The 18,184-nt window shown below is 68.6% G+C and carries 15 protein-coding genes and 1 tRNA gene; 10 read left to right on the top strand and 6 right to left on the bottom strand.

From position 1 onward, the window contains the following. Positions 1 to 3: 3 nt before the first annotated feature. Together mfd and A6I89_RS06220 are read right to left on the bottom strand one after the other, a co-directional pair. Positions 4 to 3,681, bottom strand: a complete 3,678-nt coding sequence (gene mfd, locus A6I89_RS06215) for a transcription-repair coupling factor (protein ID WP_022594690.1) — start codon at positions 3,679 to 3,681, stop codon at positions 4 to 6. Between the two features lie 105 nt (positions 3,682 to 3,786). Beyond that, positions 3,787 to 4,377 (bottom strand): TetR/AcrR family transcriptional regulator, encoded by a 591-nt coding sequence (locus A6I89_RS06220; protein ID WP_005514691.1) that lies wholly within the window; start codon positions 4,375 to 4,377, stop codon positions 3,787 to 3,789. A gap of 220 nt (positions 4,378 to 4,597) precedes the next feature. On the opposite strand from A6I89_RS06220, the gene A6I89_RS06225 reads away from it, so the two are divergent. The 6 genes from A6I89_RS06225 to A6I89_RS06250 all read left to right on the top strand — a co-directional run bounded on the left by A6I89_RS06225 (position 4,598) and on the right by A6I89_RS06250 (position 9,423). Next, a tRNA-Gln gene (locus A6I89_RS06225) sits at positions 4,598 to 4,668 on the top strand. A 267-nt stretch (positions 4,669 to 4,935) separates the two neighbouring features. After that, positions 4,936 to 6,405, top strand: coding sequence for a bifunctional UDP-N-acetylglucosamine diphosphorylase/glucosamine-1-phosphate N-acetyltransferase GlmU (glmU, locus tag A6I89_RS06230; protein ID WP_013415260.1), 1,470 nt, complete (start codon positions 4,936 to 4,938; stop codon positions 6,403 to 6,405). Further along, a complete protein-coding gene (locus tag A6I89_RS06235) occupies positions 6,402 to 7,382 on the top strand; it encodes a ribose-phosphate diphosphokinase (protein ID WP_005514695.1) in 981 nt (326 codons plus the stop codon). The genes glmU and A6I89_RS06235 overlap by 4 nt, the downstream gene beginning before the upstream one ends. 70 nt (positions 7,383 to 7,452) lie before the next feature. Continuing rightward, positions 7,453 to 8,088, top strand: a complete 636-nt coding sequence (locus A6I89_RS06240; RefSeq protein WP_022594688.1) for a DUF2461 domain-containing protein — start codon at positions 7,453 to 7,455, stop codon at positions 8,086 to 8,088. Positions 8,089 to 8,387: 299 nt separating this feature from the next. After that, positions 8,388 to 8,921, top strand: a complete 534-nt coding sequence (locus A6I89_RS06245; RefSeq protein WP_315851602.1) for a hypothetical protein — start codon at positions 8,388 to 8,390, stop codon at positions 8,919 to 8,921. 13 nt (positions 8,922 to 8,934) lie between these two features. After that, positions 8,935 to 9,423, top strand: coding sequence for a GNAT family N-acetyltransferase (locus A6I89_RS06250; protein WP_005514698.1), 489 nt, complete (start codon positions 8,935 to 8,937; stop codon positions 9,421 to 9,423). 13 nt (positions 9,424 to 9,436) lie between these two features. On the opposite strand, the gene egtD is transcribed toward A6I89_RS06250, so the two are convergent. The 4 genes from egtD to egtA are packed head-to-tail and all read right to left on the bottom strand — an operon-like array spanning position 9,437 to position 13,721. Beyond that, positions 9,437 to 10,408 (bottom strand): L-histidine N(alpha)-methyltransferase, encoded by a 972-nt coding sequence (egtD, locus tag A6I89_RS06255; RefSeq protein WP_022594684.1) that lies wholly within the window; start codon positions 10,406 to 10,408, stop codon positions 9,437 to 9,439. 57 nt (positions 10,409 to 10,465) lie between these two features. Then, on the bottom strand, positions 10,466 to 11,194 hold the full coding sequence (egtC, locus tag A6I89_RS06260) for an ergothioneine biosynthesis protein EgtC (protein WP_005514700.1): 729 nt from the start codon (positions 11,192 to 11,194) through the stop codon (positions 10,466 to 10,468). Next, positions 11,194 to 12,522, bottom strand: a complete 1,329-nt coding sequence (gene egtB / locus A6I89_RS06265) for an ergothioneine biosynthesis protein EgtB (RefSeq protein ID WP_044990644.1) — start codon at positions 12,520 to 12,522, stop codon at positions 11,194 to 11,196. The genes egtC and egtB overlap by 1 nt, the downstream gene beginning before the upstream one ends. Further along, positions 12,483 to 13,721, bottom strand: coding sequence for an ergothioneine biosynthesis glutamate--cysteine ligase EgtA (gene egtA / locus A6I89_RS06270; protein WP_022594680.1), 1,239 nt, complete (start codon positions 13,719 to 13,721; stop codon positions 12,483 to 12,485). Before egtA ends, egtB begins: the two co-directional genes overlap by 40 nt. Positions 13,722 to 13,808: 87 nt before the next feature. Here egtA and A6I89_RS06275 point away from each other — a divergent pair, with 87 nt between their 5' ends. The 4 genes from A6I89_RS06275 (at position 13,809) to A6I89_RS06290 (ending at position 18,088) form a co-directional block, all read left to right on the top strand. Then, complete coding sequence (locus A6I89_RS06275; protein WP_022594678.1) at positions 13,809 to 14,987, top strand: aminotransferase class V-fold PLP-dependent enzyme; 1,179 nt, start codon at positions 13,809 to 13,811, stop codon at positions 14,985 to 14,987. Positions 14,988 to 15,085: 98 nt separating this feature from the next. After that, the gene (locus tag A6I89_RS06280; RefSeq protein WP_060934524.1) at positions 15,086 to 15,592 is read left to right on the top strand and encodes a hypothetical protein; all 507 of its coding nucleotides are present in this window, start codon (positions 15,086 to 15,088) and stop codon (positions 15,590 to 15,592) included. A 170-nt stretch (positions 15,593 to 15,762) separates the two neighbouring features. Then, positions 15,763 to 17,238: an FAD-dependent oxidoreductase gene (locus A6I89_RS06285; protein ID WP_005514711.1), complete on the top strand. Its 1,476-nt coding sequence runs from the start codon at positions 15,763 to 15,765 to the stop codon at positions 17,236 to 17,238. A gap of 256 nt (positions 17,239 to 17,494) precedes the next feature. Then, the gene (locus tag A6I89_RS06290) at positions 17,495 to 18,088 is read left to right on the top strand and encodes a 50S ribosomal protein L25/general stress protein Ctc (RefSeq protein WP_005514712.1); all 594 of its coding nucleotides are present in this window, start codon (positions 17,495 to 17,497) and stop codon (positions 18,086 to 18,088) included. Positions 18,089 to 18,184 lie beyond the last annotated feature (96 nt).

Below are 18,184 nucleotides of genomic sequence, written 5' to 3' on the forward strand. Positions count from 1 at the left end.
GCGTCAGACCCCGGCCTGCACACCGGTGGCGGTGCCGAGATCCACGGAGTCCGCCGCCTTCCCGTCCATCGCGAGGAGGAAGTTCGCGATGTACTGCAGCAGTTCGACGTCGCGCACCCGTTCGGCTCCTACGCCGCCCGAACCGGCACGCGGCAGCGGCATCTGCACCATCCCGGTAGTCGCCCGGTACTGCGCGCTCGGGTACATGCGCTTGAGCCGCAGCTGTTTCGAGTCCGGAAGTTGCATGGGCGAGATCTTGAGCTGGGTGCCGGTGACGGCCACTTCCTCGATGCCGTACTCGCGGCACAGCAATCGGAGCTTCGCGACCGACACCAGCCGACCCACCTCCTCGGGGAGCGGACCGTAGCGGTCGACGAGTTCCTCGACGACCGCGGCGATCGCATCGGTGTCGGCTGCGGCAGCGAGCTTGCGATAGCCCTCGAGCCGGAGCCGATCGCTGGTGACGTAGTCGGGCGGGATGTGCGCGTCGACCGGAAGATCGATGCGCACCTCCTTGACCTCAGGCTCGGTGGTGACGGGCCGGCCGTCGGCGACTGCGCGATACGCCTCCACGGCCTCGCCGACCAGCCGCACGTACAGGTCGAAGCCGACACCCGCGACGTGCCCCGACTGCTCGGCACCCAACACGTTTCCGGCGCCGCGGATCTCGAGATCCTTCATCGCGACGGCCATGCCGGCGCCGAGGTCGGAGTTCTGCGAGATCGTGGCGAGCCGGTCGTACGCCGTCTCGGTGAGCGGCTTCTCCGGCGGGTACAGGAAGTACGCGTACCCGCGCTCACGACTACGGCCGACGCGGCCGCGCAACTGGTGCAGCTGCGACAGGCCCAGCGAATCGGCCCGTTCCACGATGAGCGTGTTGGCATTCGAGATGTCGAGGCCGGTCTCGATGATCGTGGTGCAGACCAGGACGTCGAACTCGCGCTCCCAGAACCCCTGCACGGTCTTCTCGAGGGTCTCCTCGTTCATCTGCCCGTGCGCGACGACGACCCGAGCCTCGGGAACCATCTCGCGGATCCGCTTGGCCGCCTTGTCGATCGAGCTGACCCGGTTGTGGACGTAGAACACCTGACCGTCGCGCAGCAACTCGCGCCGGATGGCCGCGGCCACCTGCTTGTCCGCGTACGCACCGACATACGTGAGGATCGGGTGCCGTTCCTCGGGCGGCGTGAGGATCGTCGACATCTCCCGGATGCCGGCCATGCTCATCTCGAGCGTTCGCGGGATCGGGGTGGCCGACATGGTGAGCACGTCGACGTGCGTGCGCAGCGCCTTGATGTGCTCCTTGTGCTCCACACCGAACCGCTGCTCCTCGTCGACGATCACGAGACCGAGGTCCTTCCAACGGACACCGGTCTGCAGCAGTCGGTGGGTACCGACCACGATGTCGATCTCGCCGTCGGCCAGCTGCGCGATGATCTCCTTGGACTCGGCGGCATCGGTGAACCGGGACAGGCCCCGCACCTTCACCGGAAAGTTCGCCATCCGCTCGGAGAACGTCTGCAGGTGCTGCTGCGCGAGCAGCGTCGTCGGCACCAGCACCGCAACCTGCTTGCCGTCCTGCACGGCCTTGAAGGCGGCACGGACCGCGACCTCCGTCTTGCCGTAACCGACGTCGCCGATCACGACGCGATCCATCGGGACCGGCTTCTCCATGTCGGCCTTCACCTCGTCGATGACCGTCAACTGGTCGTGGGTCTCGGTGAATGCGAACGCGTCCTCCATCTCCTTCTGCCACGGGGTGTCCGGACCGAACGCGTGACCCGGCGCCGCCTGGCGGGCCGCGTACAGCTGCACCAGCTCGCCGGCGATCTCCCGGACAGCCTTGCGCGCCTTACGTTTCGTGTTCTGCCAGTCCGAGCCGCCCAGCTTCGACAGCGCGGGCATCTCGCCGCCGACGTAACGGGAGAGCTGATCGAGCGACTCCATCGGCACGAACAGCCGGTCTCCCGGATGGCCGCGCTTGCTGGCGGCGTACTCGATGACGAGGTACTCGCGGCGGGCCCCGCCGATCGTGCGCTCGACCATCTCGACGAAGCGGCCGATGCCGTGCTGGTCGTGCACCACCATGTCGCCGGCGGTGAGCGCGAGCGGATCGACCTGGTTGCGCCGTTTGGCCGGAATCTTCTTGCCGTCACCGGCGGCGGCCACCCGATTGCCGGTCAGGTCGGACTCGGTGACGATCACCAATCCGGGGACCCCGGCCGCGTCGTCACCCGGCAGCACGATGCCTTCGTGCAGCGACCCACGCAGGACCTGGACGAGTCCGCGGGCCGGCTCGGCGCCCGGCGCGAGCTCGCCGGCCGGGACGTCGGCCTCCTTGAGTCGCTCGAGCACGCGGTGGGCCGTGCCCGAACCGGCGACGACCACCACCGCGCGTCCCCCGGTGGTCACGTGCGCCCGCAGGTTCACGAACAGCATCGACAGCAGCTCGTCGGACCCGCGCACCTCGGGCGCCGACTGCACCGGAAGGACGAGCTCGTCTTCGCTGCCCGACGCCAGCGGACTGATCGTCCACCACGGACGGCCCTGCGCCTCGGCGTTCTCCCGCACCTGACGCAGCGACCGGTACGCGGACGCTCCCAGGTCGATGCCGCCGCCGAGCACCGACGTGTCGATGGGCGCGGCCCCGCCGATCGATGCCGCCGTCCACGACGCCTCGAGAAACTCCTGCCCGGTGCGCACGAGATCGGTGGCGCGGGTCCGGATCTTCTCCGGATCACACAGCAGCACATGGGTCTCGCGCGGCAGCACCTCGGTGAGCAGCTGCAGCTCGCCGGGCTGCAGTAGCGGCAGCAATGCCTCCATGCCCTCGACCGGGATACCGGCCGAGAGTTTGTCGAGCATCTCGACCAGAGCCGCGTCGGCGGGGTTCTCGGTGGCCAGCTGCGCGGCGCGGTCGCGCACCGCTTCCGTCAGCAGCAGTTCACGGCACGGCGGCGCGACCACCGTGCTGAGCTCGAGTTCCGGCAGCGAACGCTGGTCCGCGACCGAGAACGCCCGCAGTTCGGTGACCTCGTCGCCCCAGAACTCGACGCGCACTGGATGATCCGACGTGGGCGGGAAGACGTCGAGGATGCCGCCGCGCACCGCGAACTCGCCGCGCTTGCCGACCATGTCGACGCGGGTGTATGCGAGTTCCGCGAGACGCGAGACCAGTTCGCCGAAGTCGTGTTCGGATCCGATCCGCAGGACGACCGGCTCGATGTCGCCGAGCCCGGGCGCCATCGGCTGCACCAGCGAGCGCACGGTCGTGACGATCACCCGCAGCGGCGGGCCGTAGTCGGCCTCGTCGGGACACGCGAGACGCCGCAGCACCTGCAGGCGGCGACCGACGGTGTCCGCGCTCGGCGAGAGCCGCTCGTGCGGCAGCGTCTCCCACGACGGGAACTGCGCGACGCCGTCCCCGAAGATCTCCTGCAACTCGGTGGTGAGGTCGTCGGCCTCACGTCCGGTAGCGGTCACCAGCAACAACTGGGTGCGGTCGGCGAGCGCGGCGGCGACGAACGGGCGCGCCGCGACCGGGGCGACGATGTCGACACCGGTACGTCCGACGCTGTCCTGCACCCGGCCGATCGCGCCGTCCGCGAGCGCCGTCGACGCGAGACCCGCGAGTGGCGTGGCCGCGGCGACAGGGGCCGAAGAGTTATCTGAAGTGGACACGGAAGACAACGACGGCGCTCCTGATGTCGTGAAATGCAGACCGTTCGATTCTAGGCGTGCCCACCGACACCGGGCCGGGCACCCGACCCCGCCGCCCGGTCGTCCTCACTGCCCGAGTTGCGGGTCGGCCTCGAGGTTGGTCAGGCCGTTCCAGCACAGGTTCACCAGGTGCGCGGCGACCACCTCCTTGGACGGGGTGCGGTCGTCGAGCCACCACGTGGCGGTGGTCGCGACCATGCCGACGAGCGCCTGCGCGTACAGCGGCGCGAGGTCGGGATCGAGTCCGCGGCGCGCGAAGTCGCCGGCGAGAATGTGGCCGACCTGCCGGACCGCCTCGTTGAGCAGGCTCGAGTAGGTGCCGTCGTCGGCGGCGACCGGCGAGTCCCGGACCAGGATCCGGAAGCCGTCGGTGCGTTCCTCGACGTAGGTGAGCAGCGCCAGCGCGACCCGTTCGACCCGGATCCGGGAGCGATTCTGGGTGAGCGACGACGTGATCATCTCGAGCAGCGTCGACATCTCCCGATCGACGACGACGGCGTACAACCCTTCCTTGCCACCGAAGTGTTCGTAGACGACGGGCTTCGACACGTTCGCCCGCGCCGCGATCTCCTCGATCGATGCCGCCTCGTATCCGCGTTCGGCGAACAGCGCCCGGCCGATCTCGATCAACTGCTCGCGGCGTTGGGTTCCCGTCATCCGCGTCCGGGGGGCACGCTCGGTGGTCCGGTCCTCCCGCGATGGTCGTGACACTGGGGTCCACCGTCCTTTCCGACACGCCGCGTCGCGCACACTCGGCGCTGGTAGAGGCCACCCTATAGCCCGGTCGCCGAGGAATTTGTCCGGCGGTTCGACGCACGGCGCGTCGGCATGCGAGGATCGTTCCCGCGTATCCGGGCGTCGTCCCGGCGCGCGGTAATCCGCCGTAGTGTAATGGCAGCACCTCTGATTTTGGTTCAGATAGTTCAGGTTCGAGTCCTGGCGGCGGAGCCCTTCGGATCCTTCTCACCCCACGCCCGCGAGCGCTGTGATCCTCCACACAACCCACGGACCGTTCGGTTCGGAGTTGTTACTCCCCCGTTAACTTCCCGGCCTGTTCGCGGGCGCCGGAGCGGATCGCCGGACACCCGACGGGGGCCGTGGTTAATCTCGGACACGTTGCCTTCGCGGGTTCGACTCGCGATATTCTCTTCCGGAACGTGCGCGACCGTCGGGCCGCGCGAGCGGCTAAGCGTAGATCGACTTCGAGGGAGCTTCATGCCACCGCAGACCGCCGTCATCGTCCTTGCTGCCGGCGCCGGGACGCGAATGCGGTCGAAGACCCCCAAGGTGCTGCACACCCTGGCCGGGCGCTCGATGCTCTCGCACGCACTGCATGCCGCGGCCGGCATCGAACCCACCGAACTGGTCACCGTCATCGGCCACGATCGTGACGCCGTGGGCGCTGCGGTGGACGAGGTCGCCAAGGATCTGGGACGCGCCGTCGCCACCGCCGTCCAGCACGAACAGAACGGCACCGGCCACGCCGTCGGTTGTGGACTGACCGCGCTCCCCGACGACTTCGACGGCACAGTTCTCGTCACCGCCGCCGACGTCCCGCTCCTCGACAGCGACACACTGCGCGCCCTCATCGCGACGCACACCGCCGAGCCCGCCGCCGCGGTGACCGTGCTCACCTCCACGGCAACCGATCCCACCGGGTACGGCCGGATCCTGCGGACCACCGACGGCGAGGTCGCCGCGATCGTCGAGCAGGCCGACGCCACCGAGGCGCAGCGGGCGATCACCGAGGTCAACTCCGGCGTGTACGCGTTCGACGCCGCCACCCTGCGCGGTGCCCTGTCGTCGCTGAGCGCCGACAACGCCCAGGGCGAGCTGTACCTCACCGACGTGATCGCGATCGCCCGGTCGGCCGGGAAAACCGTTCGCGCGCAGCACATCGCCGACGACCTGCTCGTCGCCGGAGCCAACGACCGCGTGCAGCTCGCCACCCTCGCAGCCGAACTCAACCGCCGCATTCTCGAACGCCACATGCGCGCCGGGGTCACCGTCGAGGACCCGTCCAGCACCTGGATCGACGTCGACGTGACGATGGAGCGTGACGTGACGCTGCGTCCCGGCGTGCAGTTGCGTGGAGCCACGCACGTCGCCGAGGACGCGGTCGTCGGACCCGACAGCACACTCACCGACGTCACCGTCGGCGCGGGCGCATCGGTGATCCGCACGCACGGCGAATCGGCCCGGATCGGACCGGACGCCACCGTCGGCCCGTACACGTACCTGAGGCCGGGCACGGTCCTCGGCGTGGCCGGCAAGCTCGGTGCGTTCGTGGAGACGAAGAACGCCGACATCGGCGCGCACTCGAAGGTGCCGCACCTGACGTACGTCGGCGACGCGACCATCGGCGATCACAGCAACATCGGAGCATCCAGCGTCTTCGTCAACTACGACGGCGTGAACAAGAGCCGGACCGTCGTCGGTTCGCATGTTCGGACCGGATCCGACACCATGTTCGTCGCCCCGGTCCGTGTCGGCGACGGCGCGTACACGGGTGCAGGTACCGTCCTGCGCACCGACGTGCCTCCGGGGGCGCTCGCCGTCTCGGGCGGCAAGCAACGAAACATCGAGGGCTGGGTCCAGCGCAACCGACCCGGTACCCCCGCTGCCGACGCAGCGGCTCGAGCAGCCCAGCAAGACACCGATTCGAAGGATGGCGAAGACCAGTGAGCGCGATATCCAGCGACGTGCAGAAGAACTTGATGCTCTTCTCGGGCCGCGCACACCCCGAGTTGGCCGAGCAGGTGGCCAAGGAACTGGACATCAAGGTCACGCCGCAGACGGCTCGTGACTTCGCGAACGGCGAGATCTTCGTCCGCTTCGAGGAGTCCGTCCGTGGATCGGACGCGTTCGTGCTCCAGAGCCACCCGGCGCCGCTGAACCAGTGGATCATGGAGCAGCTGATCATGATCGACGCTCTCAAGCGTGGATCTGCCAAGCGCATCACCGCTGTGCTGCCGTTCTACCCGTACGCCCGTCAGGACAAGAAGCACCGCGGCCGCGAGCCCATCTCGGCCCGTCTCATCGCCGACCTGCTCAAGACGGCCGGTGCCGACCGCATCATCACCGTCGACCTGCACACCGATCAGATCCAGGGCTTCTTCGACGGCCCGGTCGACCACATGCACGCCCTCGGTCAGCTCGCTCAGTACGTCCGCGAGAACTACGGCACCGAGAACATCTGCGTGGTCTCCCCCGACGCCGGCCGGGTGAAGGTCGCCGAGAAGTGGGCCGACGCTCTCGACGGAGCCCCGCTCGCGTTCGTGCACAAGACCCGCGACCCGTTGGTTCCGAACCAGGTCAAGTCGAACCGTGTCGTCGGTGACGTGAGCGGCCGCACCTGCGTGCTGATCGACGACATGATCGACACCGGCGGCACGATCGCCGGCGCGGTCGAGGTGCTCAAGAACGCCGGCGCCGGCGACGTCATCATTGCGACCACGCACGGAGTGTTCTCCGATCCGGCCGCCGAGCGTCTCGCGAACTGCGGCGCCAAGGAGGTCATCGCGACCAACACGCTGCCGATCCCGGAAGAGAAGCGCTTCCCGACGCTGACCGTGCTGTCCATCGCACCGCTGCTGGCGCGCACCATCCAGGAAGTGTTCGAGAACGGCTCGGTGACCTCGCTGTTCAACGGCATCGCCTAGACATTCTGCAGACTACGCCCGTGCTCGGTCCGCGATTCGCGGACCGAGCACGGGCGTAGTCTTTCCAAGTGTGTTCACCGGATTTTCGACGACCGCACTGGATTTCTACGAGGACCTCGAGGCCGACAACAGCAAGGCCTGGTGGACGTCCCACAAGTCCGTCTACGACACGGACGTTCGCGCCCCCATGGTCGAACTGCTGTCCGTGCTGGAACCCGAGTTCGGTCCGGGTAAGGCCTTCCGGCCGAATCGTGACGTCCGTTTCTCGAAGGACAAGTCCCCCTACAAGACCCACCAGGGCGGCTTCGTCGAGTCCTGTCCCGGCGTCGGCTTCTACGTCCAGATCGACGCCTCGGGCCTGTTCGTCGCCGGTGGGCACTACTCACACACCCCCGAGCAACTCGCGCGCTACCGCGCGGCGGTCGACGACGACCGGCACGGACGCACGCTCGAGCGGTTGGTCCGCAAGATCGAGAAGGCGGGATTCGAGATCGGCGGCGACCGTCTGGCCACCCGTCCGCGTGGCGTCTCCCCGGATCATCCGCGCATCGAACTGATGCGGCACCGGTCGCTCACGGCCGGACTGAACTACGGCTGCCCCGACTGGCTGGGCACACCCGAGGCGGCCGACCGGATCCGCTCGGCGTGGGCTTCGATGCGGCCTCTCGTGGAGTGGTTCACCGACGTCTTCGGCGCTCACGGCTGACACCTCCGGTAGATCTCACGGGAGCGGAGAACTCGTGTGCCACAAGCCTTTGCCGACGTCGAGGGCGACCGAACATGAGTTTGGTCACGCCCGCGGAGAAGATTGGACCTCGGTGTAGCCGGACGCGAACGGGTGCCCTATTCTGGCTCCTCGTGATCGACGCGCAGACCCTGCAAAACCCCGCCGCCGCCTCTGTTGTTCCGAATCCTCAGCCGGTTCGCCGTTGGACTCCCGGGTCGTGCGTGTGGTGCGGAAGCGATGATTCGATCGAGGAGTTCCGCAACGAGCCCCGGTGCGGTGTGTGCCGCGAGCACGAGACCGTGATCGACGAGGCCCGCAAGTTCATGGGCATGTACGGCCTGCGTCCGATCGGCGGCACCCTCCAGTCCGACGACGAGGAGGAGCGCGAGTGGCGCGTGGGCGCCCGCGATGCGCGTGCCGCCCTCAACCAGATCCGCCTGCCCGAGCCCCCGGACCCGGCCCTCGTCCGCAAGTCGATGCGCCCCAAGGCCGCTCGGATCGTCAAGGCCTTCGAGGCGGAATCCGCTCCGGCCCGCAAGGCGTCCGCTGCGCGCCCGCGTGCGACGTCGGCACCGGCGCCGACACCCACCGCTGCCGTCGCTCCTGCGAAGAAGATCGATGTCGCGGCGCTCGAGCAGCGGGTCACCGGTCTGCTCGATCAGCTCACCAAGGTCGATTCGCAGATCGCGCTGGCCGAGGCCGCTCAGGGCCTCGCGGCCCGTGCTCGCCTCAACGACCTCAACGGGCAGAAGGCCACCATCCTGCGCACGCTCGCGGCGTTGGAGAAGGCGCGCCGCAGCGCAGGGGCGTAAGGCTCTCTCGACCATGCTGATCCGCGACGCCACCACAGGTGACCTGCCCGGGATCCTCGAGATCCACAACGAGGCGATCGCCAACACGACGGCGATCTGGGACGAGACACTCGCCGATCTGGACGAGCGGCGCCGTTGGCTCGACGATCGTCGGGCCAACGGCTTCCCGGTGCTCGTCGCCGACGTCGACGGAGCAGTCGCGGGGTACGCCTCGTACGGGGTGTGGCGGGCCAAGAGCGGCTACCGATACACCGTCGAGAACTCGGTGTACGTCCACGTCGATCACCATCGGCGGGGCATCGCGACCGCGCTCATGACCGCGTTGATCGAGCGGGCCCGCGCCGGCGGGATCCACGTGATCGTCGCCAGCGTCGAATCGTCCAACACGACGTCCATCGCCCTGCACGAACGGTTCGGTTTCCGCATCGTGGCGCAGATGCCGGAGGTGGGACGCAAGTTCGGCCGCTGGCTGGACATGACGTACCTGCAGCTGACCCTCTAGACGCCCCGCACCGTCAGCGGCGCCGCGCACACACGAGGGCGAAGCGCTGATCGGCGTCCGTCCACGTCCGGATGTCCTCGAAGCCCGCGGCGTCGAGTTCCGCGCTGATGCCGCTCAGCCGGAACTTGGCCGAGATCTCGGTACGCATCTGCTCCCCCGCCGCGAACCGCACCGCCAGCCCCAGGTCGGCCACGTGCACCGTCATGTCGGCGGCCGCCTCGAGACGCATCTCGATCCACTCGTCGACGGGATTCCACACTGCGACATGGCGGAAGCGGTCCAGGTCGAAGTCGGCGCCCAATTGTTTGTTCAACACCGACAGCACATTGAGGTCGAACTGCGCTGTGACACCGGCAGCGTCGTCGTAGGCGGGGACCAGTACGCGCGGATCGGTCACGAGTGCGACGCCGAGCAGGAGGTGCTCGCCGGATTCGAGAACACCGGCGATCTCCGCGAGGAACTGCTGCCGCTCGTCGGGAACGAGGTTGCCGAGTGTGCCGCCCAGGAAGGCGACCATCCGGCTGCCGCCGCTGGGCAGATGCTGCAGAGACTGCGTGAAATCCCCCACCACGCCGTGCACGTCGATCTCCGGGAACTCCGTGGCGATCCGGCGGGTGGCGTCCCGTAGCGCGCTCTCCGACACGTCCTGCGGCACATACTTCTCCAGCGTTCCCCGGGCGCCCAGCTCGTGCAGGAGGAGCCGCGTCTTGTCGGAGGAGCCCGATCCGAGTTCCACGAGGATCTGAGGCATGACGACGGCGGCGATCTCGCGGGCGTGCTCCTCGAGCAGCGCCCGCTCGGTCCGCGTCGGGTAGTACTCCGGAAGCCTCGTGATCCGCTCGAACAGTTCGCTGCCGCGCGCGTCGTAGAACCACTTCGGTGGCAGCCACTTGGGGGTCGCGGTGAGCCCACGCTCGGCGTCGGCCCGTAGTGCTGCGTTCAACTGCTCGGGCGTGATGTGTACTTCCAGGGTCGGTGCTCGCATACCTCTCCGATCTCCGTGGGTGTTCTCGGTCAACTCACAGGGCGCTCACAGGGGTGTTCACAGGGGCGTGACGATCAGGTGCCCCGGCCGGGCGGTGACGATGTGCCCGTCCGGGATCTCCCGCCACAGGTGGTTGTGGTCGAAAGGTTCGGAACTGAGGACCGCCCGGTCGTCGTCCACCAGCGCCGACAGCGAGTGATCCCAGGTGGTCGCCCACAGTTGGCGTCCGTCGCCGAGCAGCATGTTCAGCCGCGACCCCGGCGCCGCCTCCGCGACCGCGGACGTCACCTGCATCAGCGCGACCTCCGGGCTGTTGTCGCGCAGTGCGTGCCGAACCAGCGCCCACAGGAACACCGAGTCGGTGGGCGCCTCGAGTCTCAGCAGTTCCGACACCGGCAGGCCGGCCGCAAGCCCCGTCATCGAGTCGGGCCACTGCTCGATACGACCGTTGTGGCTGAACGCCCAGTGCCCCGAGACGAAAGGCGCGCACGCACTGCGTTCGACGGGCATTCCGACGGTGGCGGAGCGGACGGCGGCCATCACCGCGTGCGAACGAACCGTCGAGAGCATCTCGGGTAGAGCAGGATCCGACCAGATCGGCATCGCGCACCGATACCGAGACAGCGTCGAACCCCACCAGGCGGCGCCGTAACCGTCGGCGTTGATGGTCCCACCGCCACGCATGTCCCGCGGCGACCACGACTGCCGCAGCAGGGAGAACTCTCCCGCCGCGATCACCTCGCGCACCGACCGGGTGGGCCCGAGATAGCCCAGGTGCCGACACATCACACGTCCCTGGCGCAGCGGAATCCCGCGAAGATCTGCCGGCGGATCGGGTGATCCCAGTTACGGAACGTCCCGCGGCAGGCCACGGGGTCGGTGCCGAACGATCCGCCCCGCAGCACGCGGTAGTCGCCGCCGAAGAACACCTCCGAGTACTCGCGGTACGGGAAGGCGGTGAATCCGGGGTACCCGGTGAAGCGCGACGACGTCCACTCCCAGACGTCCCCGATCAGCTGGAGCACCCCGAGCGGGGACCGACCGGCCGGATACGATCCCACCGGGGCCGGGGCCAGATGACGTTGCCCCAGATTCGCCCGGGTGCGGTCGGGTTCCTCGTCGCCCCAGGGGAAACGCCGGGACCGTCCACTCGCGGGATGCCACCGCGCGGCCTTCTCCCATTCCGACTCGGTGGGCAACCGCTTGCCGGCCCACCGCGCGTAGGCGTCGGCCTCGAACCAGCACACGTGCATGACGGGCTCGTCTGCGGGCACGGGTTCGAGCACCCCGAACCGGTGCCGCCACCATCGACCGCTGCCGTCACCGGTCCAGAACTGCGGCGCCTCGAGACCCGATTCGCGATTGTGCTGCCAGCCCCGTTCACTCCACAGTTCCCGGCGCCGGTATCCGCCGTCGTCGATGAACTCCGCGTACTCCGCATTGCTGACCGGCACCGTGTCGATGGCGAACTCCGGAACGTGCACGCGGTGCGCGGGCCGCTCGTTGTCGAGTGCCCAGGGGTCGTCCGACGTTCCCATCGTGAATTCGCCTGCCGGAATCACGGTCTCACGATCGACGATCGGTGCGGCGGCCCTCGGGACATCCGGCGCGGTGAGCACCGCCTGCCCCTTCCGCAACTGATGGGTGGCGAGCATGGTCTCGTCGTGTTGCTGTTCGTGCTGCGCGATCATCGCGAAGGCGAACCCGTCGTGCTCGAGTCGACGTCCCCGGAACCTGCTCGCATCCAGCACGTCCCACGTCTTGTCCCGGACCTCACCGACGTACTTCCGGGCTTCGTCCGGGCCGAGGAGCGGGAGGGTCGGGCGGGTGGACCGGGCGTGTTTGAAGGCGTCGTACAGTTCGTCGATGTCGCGGCGGACCGGGTCCCGCCCACCCACATCGCGGATCAACCAGAGTTCCTCCTGGTTGCCGATGTGCGCGAGATCCCAGACGAGCGGGCTCATCAACGGCGAATGCTGGGCGATCAGATCCGAGTCGTCGACGCAATCCGTGAGGGTGTGGCTGCGATGCCGGGCCCTCAGTAGCGCGGATTCCAACTGCTCGCGAAGACCGGTCACGAACGCTCCCCCATCGGATTCTCGGCGCGCCGACATCGCGCCGACGCGGCCCCCAGCCCCGCGGCCAGGTTGCGATCCGACGCGAGGTCGGCCGCCAGTTCCGTCAATTGCACCGCAGCACGGCGCAGTTCACCGTCCGCGAGCCCGTACCGCGCCGCGTCGATCCAACGCCCCCGAGTATTCGCGGCTATCGCGGTGGCCGCATCCACGGCCTCACCCGATGCCAGCAACGCCTCGAGCGTGGCGATCGGCTGCCGCCACTGGTCGCCCGGCTGGGTGTCGAAGTAACGCACCTCCAGGTGGCCGACCGCCCGCACCGCGGGGAACACCGTCGTCAGGTGATAGTCGAGATCGGCAGGGGTGGGACGGCGACCTATCTCGTCGTCGAGCGCACCGTCGACCCAGTCCGCGAACGTCGCACCCGGCGGCGCGGCCCAACACGGTCCGTCGCGGCGCACGCAGAGCAGGGGGACGTCGAGCACCCAGCGCGCGTAGTCGGCGATCGGATCGGCCGAGAACCCCGCCGACTCGGGTGGACCGATCGTGCGGGACCGATCGAGCTCGAACCACGTCCGCATCCGTTGCGACGCCCACTCCCCCGGCGGCACACCCCGCAACCGGGGCGAGCACGCGAACGCTGCGATCAGCGCTGGGCCGACCGCCTGCAGCAGGTTCCAGCGGCGGGCGACATCGGCGACATCCGCTCCGGCATCGACGCTCACCTGAACCGCGGCGGTGTTGCACATCATCAGCTTCCCGAACGGGCCGATCTCCTCGAATCGCTCCTCCATCGCCCGGTAACGAGGCAGTTCGAGCAGACGCCGCGCGGTGCGCCGCGAATCGGCGGCGTGGGCGTGTGCGGTGATGGAACGTCGAGCGAGCAGCGCGCGCAGGGTGCCCTCGTCGGCGGCCAGGGCGGCACAGAGGGCGACGGCACTGTCGTGGGGTGCGCTGGAGAGTTCGATCTGACCGCCGGGTTCGACGGTGACGAGACTGCCCGCGGGAAGTGGGCGGGCGGGAGAATCGGGAGCCACAGATTTCGGGGCGTGCGGCCCGAGAGCTGCGGCGATGGAGGCGAGGTCGGGACGGTCGGGCGAGGATCGGGCGTGGTGGGTGAGCCATTCGAGTTCGGCACCGATGAGCCTCGGCGGACCCAGCTTGAAGCAGACGCCGCCGACGTAGGACTCGGCAGCCGGGCGCGAGGTGAAACCGGTGGACTCGACTGCGACAACCATGCAATCCTCCCCTCGGGAGCGGTCGAGCGTCCTTCTCGAGGGTAGAGCTCACTCCCTGTCGTGGCTACCGATCGGGAGGAATAGCCGATGCTCGATCTCGAACGCCTCCGGCTCGACACTCCGGGTTGTCTGGAAAGAGTGTTTCTCGACAGCGCCGGATCGTCACTGCCCCCTCAGCCGGTGCTCGCGACCGTGATCGAACATCTTCGGCGCGAAGCCGAGGTGGGCGGGTACGTCGCGGCCGCCGAACGTGCGGACGACCTCGCCGCCGTGCGGGATTCGATCGCACGCCTGATCGGCGCCTCACCGGCGGAGATCGCGCTCGTGGACAGCGCGACTCGGGCGTGGTGCGACTTCTTCACGTCGATCCCGTTGGGGCCCGGCGATCGAGTGCTGCTGTCACAGGTGGAGTACGCGAGCAACGCGATCACTGCCCTGCATCGCGCGAAGGAGACGGGCGCGTCGGTCGAGGTCGTCCCCAGCGACCCGAGCGGCCGGATCGACCTGGACGCCCTCGCTCGGATGCTCGACGACCGCGTCGCGCTGGTGTCGCTCGTTCACGTCCCCACCAACGGCGGCCTGATCAACCCGGTGCGCGAGGTTGTCGACCTCGCGCACCGGCACGGCGCGCTGGTCCTCCTCGACGCCTGCCAGTCGGTGGGCCAGGTCCCCATCGACGTCGGCGCGCTCGGTGTCGACGCCCTCTCCGCCACCGGACGCAAATGGTTGCGTGGACCGCGCGGCACCGGATTCCTGTATCTGCGGGGCGCCCTCGCCCGCGAACTGAAGCCCCTGGCGATGGATCTGCACGGGGCGCAGTGGTTGTCGCCCGACGAGTACCTGCCCGCCGCGGATGCGTCGCGCTTCGAGCTGTGGGAATGCGATGTGGCTGCTCGACTGGGGCTGGGCGTTGCAGTCGACTACCTGCTGAGCCTCGGGATCGACTATGCGGCCCGTGCGATCGCGGCCGGCGCCGAACGGATTCGGAACGAGCTGGACGCCTTGCCGGGCGTGCGGGTCCACGATCTCGGCACCGACCGCTGCGGCATCGTGACGTTCACGGTCGACGGCCGGGAGCCGTCGGGTATTCGAGACGCGCTGGCGGACAAGGGGATAACGGTTACCGTGAGTGGACGGTCGTCGACTCTGCTCGACATGAGTGCGCGCGGGCTCGATGCCGTGGTGCGCGCCTCGCCGCACTACTTCGTCTCCGACAGCGATCTGTCGCGGTTCGTCGATGCCGTTTCCCAGCTGACCCTCGAGTAACAATTCGGACAACTGATTCGCAAAGCTCACTTCCTGCCTACCAACCGACTGGTATCTGTTTGTCCGGCATGTACCGATCAATGGGGAGGAATTGAGTAATGCGACGTATCAAGGCTGCCGTTCTCGGGGCGGGCGTCATCGCGTCGGCGCTGCTGCTGGCGGGATGCAACGACGACGGCGACACAACGGCCGAGACGACCACCACCGCGCCGTCCTCGACGACGACCGCACCGAGTACCACGACGGCACCGACCAGCCCGCCCGGCGACGCCGACGCATCTGCTGGTTCCGGCGCGGGAACGGGTGGGGGCAACCGTCCGGCGCCGGGCACCGCGGGCGGTGGCAACGCCGGCGGTGGCAACGTCCAGGCGCCGGCCCCCGCGGCGCCGGCGCCCGCACCCGCACCCGGCGGGGGCGACGCGCCCGCCGCACCGGAGGCCCCCGCAGTCGGGGATCCGGAGAAGGAGGGCCCGGAGGACGGGACGGAGAATCCGGAGAAGACCCCCGAAGACACCCCGCCCGGGGAAGGGACGACGCCGGGCGACGGCACCGACGGCGGGACCGACGGCGGGACCGGAGGCGACGCCGGGGACTCGAACGGCTGATCTCGACAGCCCCGCGGCGGTGCGGCAATCCCCGACAGGATTGCCGCACCGCCGACCTCACAAACCGCGAAGTTCGTTCCCGCTGGGCGGGAACTGTGTGACGCAACAGTTTTGACGCGTGTAAATGATCTGTGTCACATCTTTGTTTGCGCTTGTGAGAGGACAACCTTATGGCCGAGGCCACACCGATCCGACCGATTTCCGCAGATCACATCACCGATTGGGCCTACGAGGCCGATGTCGTCGTCGCCGGATTCGGCGTCGCCGGTGCATCTGCTGCGGTCGGCGCAGCACAGAACGGTGCCGACGTCCTGGTGCTCGAGCGCACCGGCGGCTGGGGCGGCGCCGCGGCGATGGCCGGCGGTTTCATCTACATGGGTGGCGGCACGCCGCTGCAGAAAGCGTGCGGGTTCGAGGACACCGTCGACAGCATGAAGGCCTTCATGAAGGCTGCACTCGGCCCGGGCACCGACGAGGCCAAGATCGACGCGTACTGCGAGGGCAGCGTCGACCACTACCACTGGCTGGTCGACGAGTGCGGCGTCCCGTTCAAGATGAGCTTTTGGGGCGAGCCCGGCTGGGAGCCGCCGGGTGACGACGGCCTGCAGTACACCGGAGGCGAGAACGCCGCCCCCTTCAACGCGACGATTCCGCCGGCACCGCGCGGCCACGTCCCCCAGATGGAGGACAAGCACGTCAGCACCGAGAAGGGCGGCGGCTACATGCTCATGAAGCCGCTCGTGGATACAGCCAAGGCGCTGAATGTGCGCGCCGAGTACGACATGCGCGTGCAGACGCTGATCGTCGACGCCGACGGCCGTGTCGTCGGCCTGCTCGCCAAGCAGTACGGCAAGGACGTCGCGGTCCGTGCCCGCAAGGGTGTCGTCCTGGCGACCGGCAGCTTCGCCTACAACAACGAGATGCTCGAGTCGTTCGCGCCGAAGATGGTCAACCGGCCCGCCGCCTCGATCGAGGAGCACGACGGCCGCGCGATCCGCATGGCGCAGGCACTCGGCGCTGATCTCGCCCACATGGACGCGGCCGAGGTCGCGTTCTTCTGCGATCCGCAGCTGTTCATCCGCGGCATCCTCGTCAACGGCCGCGGCCAGCGGTACATCAACGAGGACACCTACCCAGGCCGCGTCGGCCAGGCCACGCTGTACGAGAACCACAACGAGGCGTACCTGATCATCGACGAGGCCGCGTACGAGGAGGGCATGACCCGCCCGACGTCGAGCCCGCAGCTGCGTCACCAGCCCAAGTGGGTCGCCGAGACCGTCGAGGAGCTCGAGGCCGAGATGGGTCTGCCCGCAGGAGCCCTGCAGGCGACCGTCGACGTCTTCAACCGCCACGCCGAGAACGGCGAGGATCCGCTGTTCGGCAAGAAGACGGAATGGGTCAAGCCCATCGGCTCCCCCGTGGCCGCGATCGACCTGCGCGGCATGACCGGGGGCTTCACACTCGGCGGCCTGCGCACCAACACCGACTCCGAGGTGCTGCACGTCTCCGGTGAACCGATCCCCGGCTTGTTCGCTGCCGGCCGCTGCACCTCCGGCGTCTGCGCCGGCGGCTACGCGTCGGGCACCTCGCTCGGCGACGGCAGCTTCTTCGGCCGTCGCGCCGGCATCAGCGCCGCCAAGGCCTGACGCCTTCCCGATCCGCATCGGGCCCGGTCGGCGCATTCGCGCGGACCGGGCCCGATTCTGTTCCGGACAGCGATCCGGTAGACTGCATCGAGTTGTCTCGGCGAGGGCGATTCGCGTAACGCGCTGAATCACCGTGATCGACGCGGCACGGCTTCGATAGAGCAGTTTGCTCCGGCCGTTCGTGTCAGTCCGCCCCCTCGTCGCGACGAACGACCGTCAACGAATATCTCACGTGAGTTGTAGGAGCCGTTTCACCATGTCTGACGACAACAAGCTCGTAGCCTCTGTCCGTTCCGAGTTCGGCAAGGGCGCTGCCCGCCGTGCCCGCCGCGACGGCCAGGTCCCCGCGGTCCTGTACGGCCACGGCACCGACCCGCAGCACCTGAACCTCCCGGCTCGCGAGTTCGCCGCCATCCTGCGCGCGCACGGCACCAACGTCGTCATCAACCTGGACATCGACGGCAAGGATCAGCTGGCGCTGACCAAGTCGGTCGTCGTCCACCCGATCCGTCGCCACATCGAGCACGCCGACCTGCTGATCGTCCAGAAGGGCGAGAAGGTTGCCGTCGAGGTCCCGATCGTCGTCACCGGCACCGCCGCTCCGGGTGCGCTGGTCACCGAGGAGACCACCACGATCAAGCTCGAGGTCGACGCTCTGGACATCCCCGAGTCCGTCGAGATCTCGGTCGAGGGCGCCGAGGTCGGCACCCAGTTCCTGGCCGGCGCGGTTGCGCTGCCCAAGGGCGCTACCCTGGCCGACGACGCCGAGCTGCTGCTCGTGAACGTCGTTGCCGCTCAGGCTGCCGAGCCCGCCGCCGGCGAGGAGACCGAGGCCGAGGCCGAGGCCTGATCAGCTCCGCGCTGAACATCCAGCGGCGCGTCGATCCCGTTCGGGTTCGACGCGCCGCTGTTCTGTGAGCACTGTCGTATGAGCACCGTCGCATCG

The organism is Prescottella equi (genome assembly GCF_002094305.1).
GTDB lineage: Bacteria > Actinomycetota > Actinomycetes > Mycobacteriales > Mycobacteriaceae > Prescottella > Prescottella equi.

Excerpts from the sequence above, each read along its gene's own strand:
- egtB (WP_044990644.1), bottom strand. The coding sequence starts at position 12,522 with ATGTCGGCGCGCCGAGAATCCGATGGGGGAGCGTTCGTGACCGGTCTT.
- A6I89_RS06250 (WP_005514698.1), top strand. The coding sequence starts at position 8,935 with ATGCTGATCCGCGACGCCACCACAGGTGACCTGCCCGGGATCCTCGAG.
- glmU (WP_013415260.1), top strand. The coding sequence starts at position 4,936 with ATGCCACCGCAGACCGCCGTCATCGTCCTTGCTGCCGGCGCCGGGACG.
- egtC (WP_005514700.1), bottom strand. The coding sequence starts at position 11,194 with ATGTGTCGGCACCTGGGCTATCTCGGGCCCACCCGGTCGGTGCGCGAG.
- A6I89_RS06280 (WP_060934524.1), top strand. The coding sequence starts at position 15,086 with ATGCGACGTATCAAGGCTGCCGTTCTCGGGGCGGGCGTCATCGCGTCG.
- A6I89_RS06275 (WP_022594678.1), top strand. The coding sequence starts at position 13,809 with ATGCTCGATCTCGAACGCCTCCGGCTCGACACTCCGGGTTGTCTGGAA.
- egtD (WP_022594684.1), bottom strand. The coding sequence starts at position 10,408 with ATGCGAGCACCGACCCTGGAAGTACACATCACGCCCGAGCAGTTGAAC.
- egtA (WP_022594680.1), bottom strand. The coding sequence starts at position 13,721 with ATGGTTGTCGCAGTCGAGTCCACCGGTTTCACCTCGCGCCCGGCTGCC.
- A6I89_RS06290 (WP_005514712.1), top strand. The coding sequence starts at position 17,495 with ATGTCTGACGACAACAAGCTCGTAGCCTCTGTCCGTTCCGAGTTCGGC.
- A6I89_RS06220 (WP_005514691.1), bottom strand. The coding sequence starts at position 4,377 with ATGACGGGAACCCAACGCCGCGAGCAGTTGATCGAGATCGGCCGGGCG.
- A6I89_RS06285 (WP_005514711.1), top strand. The coding sequence starts at position 15,763 with ATGGCCGAGGCCACACCGATCCGACCGATTTCCGCAGATCACATCACC.